This is a genomic window from Xanthomonas sp. SHU 166 (assembly GCF_000364685.1).
Lineage (GTDB): Bacteria > Pseudomonadota > Gammaproteobacteria > Xanthomonadales > Xanthomonadaceae > Xanthomonas_A > Xanthomonas_A sontii.
The window spans coordinates 1-2680 of the sequence record NZ_AQOJ01000812.1; the positions used below are offsets into that span (position 1 = coordinate 1).

Genomic DNA, 2680 nt, shown 5'->3' on the forward strand with positions numbered 1-2680 from the left:
AGCGGCACCGCGGCGCTGGAAGCGCGCGCCGAATCGCAGGTGGTCGCCAAGACCTCCGGCGTGGCCCTGGCGGTGCTGGCCGAGGAAGGCCAGCAGGTGCGCGCCGGGCAGCCGCTGGTGCGGCTGGACCCGGACCGCGCGCGCCTGGCGCTGGCGCAGAGCGAGGCGCAACTGCGCAAGCTGGAGAACAACTACCGCCGCTCGCAGCAACTGGTGGGCCAGCAACTGGTCAGCGCCGCCGACGTCGACCAGATCAAATACGACCTGGCCAACGTGCGCGCGCAACACCAGTTGGCCGCGCTGGAGCTGTCCTATGCCACGGTGGTGGCGCCGATCTCCGGGGTGATCGCCTCGCGTTCGATCAAGACCGGCAACTTCGTGCAGATCAATACGCCGATCTTCCGCATCGTCGACGACTCGCGGCTGGAGGCCACGCTCAACGTGCCCGAGCGCGAACTGGCCACGCTCAAGACCGGGCAGCCGGTGACCCTGCTGGCCGACGCGCTGCCGGGCAAGCAGTTCCGCGGCCGGGTCGACCGCATCGCGCCGGTGGTGGATGCCGGCAGCGGCACCTTCCGCGTGGTCTGCGCTTTCGACGAGGGGGCGGAAGCGCTGCAGCCGGGCATGTTCGGCCGCATCCGCATCGATTACGACCAGCGCGCCGATGCGCTGGTGGTGCCGCGGCTGGCGCTGCTCGACGATGGCGAGCCGGCGGTGTTCCGCGTGGTCGCCGGCAAGGTCGCGCGGGTGCCGGTGACGCTGGGCTATGCCGAAGGGCCGTGGGTGGAGATCCGCCAGGGCCTGCAGGCCGGCGACCAGGTCGTCACCGCCGGCAAGGTCGCGCTGCGCGACGGCAGCCGCGTGCAGGTGATCGCGCCGCAGCGCGAGCTGGCCGACGCCGCCCCGGCCACCACCGCCGGAGCGCGCTGATGCACGACGCCGATTCCGACGCGCACGCACCGCCTGCGCCCGCCACCGCGCACGGCGGCGGCCTGGTCGAATTCGCCACCCGCCGCCGCGTGACCATCGCGATGATCACGCTGACCATGCTGCTGTTCGGCGCGATCGCGCTGCACGGGCTCAAGGTCAACCTGCTGCCGGACCTGAGCTATCCGACCCTGACCGTGCGCACTGAGTACGCCGGCGCCGCGCCGTCGGAGATCGAGACGCTGGTGACCGAGCCGGTCGAAGAAGCCGTCGGCGTGGTCAAGAACCTGCGCAAGCTCAAGTCGGTCTCGCGCACCGGGCAGAGCGACGTGGTGCTGGAGTTCGCCTGGGGCACCAACATGGACCAGGCCAGCCTGGAGGTGCGCGACAAGATGGAGGCGCTGTCGCTGCCGCTGGAGGCCAAGGCGCCGGTGCTGCTGCGCTTCAATCCGTCCACCCAACCGATCATGCGCCTGGTGCTGTCGAGCAAGACCGCCGCGCACAGCGACGCCGAGGCGGTGCGCGCGCTGACCCAGTTGCGTCGCTACGCAGACGAGGACCTGAAGAAGAAGCTGGAGCCGGTGCAGGGCGTGGCCGCGGTCAAGGTCGGCGGTGGGCTGGAGGACGAGATCCAGGTCGATATCGACCAGCAGCGGCTGGCGCAGCTCAACATGCCGATCGACACGGTGATCGCGCGGCTCAAGGACGAGAACGTCAATCTCTCCGGCGGGCGCCTGGAGCAGGGCACGCAGCGCTACCTGGTGCGCACGGTCAACCAGTTCGCCGACCTGGACGAGATCCGCAACCTGTTGCTGACCACCCAGGGCGCCGGCGGCAACGCGGCCGACGCGGCCCTGCAGCAGATGTACGCGATCGCCGCCTCCACCGGCTCGGAAGCCGCGATCGCGGCGGCCTCGGCGGCGCAGAGCGCGACCTCCAGCACCACCACCACCGTCGCCGGCGGCATGCCGATCCGACTCAAGGACGTGGCGCAGGTGCGGCAGGGCTATAAGGAGCGCGAGGCGATCATCCGCCTGGGCGGCAAGGAGGCGGTGGAACTGGCCATCTACAAGGAGGGCGACGCCAACACCGTGGCCACCGCGGCGGCGCTGCGCAAGCGCCTGGAACAACTGCAGGCGCAGATTCCCGCCGACGCCGAGCTGACCACGCTGGAAGACCAGTCGCGCTTCATCGAGCACGCCATCGGCGACGTCAAGAAGGATGCGGTGATCGGCGGCCTGCTGGCGATCCTGATCATCTTCCTGTTCCTGCGCGATGGGTGGAGCACGTTCGTGATCGGGCTGTCGCTGCCGGTGTCGATCGTGACCACGTTCTTCTTCATGGACCGGCTCGGCCTGAGCCTCAACGTGATGTCGCTGGGCGGGTTGGCGTTGGCCACCGGCCTGGTGGTGGACGACTCGATCGTGGTGCTGGAAAGCATCGCCAAGGCGCGCGAGCGCGGCCTGAGCGTGCTCGATGCGGCGATCGTCGGCACCCGCGAGGTGGGCATGGCGGTGGTCGCCTCGACCCTGACCACGATCGCAGTGTTCCTGCCGCTGGTGTTCGTGGAAGGCGTGGCCGGGCAACTGTTCCGCGACCAGGCGCTGACTGTGGCGATCGCCATCGCGATCTCGCTGGTGGTGTCGATGACCCTGATCCCGATGCTCAGCTCGCTGAAGGGCCGTGCGCCGCTGGCGTTCCCGGTGGAACCGGCGCCGCCGCACTGGCAGCCGCGGCGCGGCTGGCTGAAGCC

General features: G+C 70.1%; 2 protein-coding genes. Both read left to right on the forward strand.

Features of this window, described 5'->3' with window-relative positions:
* On the forward strand, positions 1-930 hold a 930-nt coding region (locus D180_RS18680; protein ID WP_017913983.1), incomplete at its 5' end, for an efflux RND transporter periplasmic adaptor subunit.
* The coding region (locus D180_RS18685; protein WP_017913984.1) for an efflux RND transporter permease subunit at positions 930-2680 on the forward strand (1751 nt) is incomplete at its 3' end. The genes D180_RS18680 and D180_RS18685, both read left to right, overlap by 1 nt.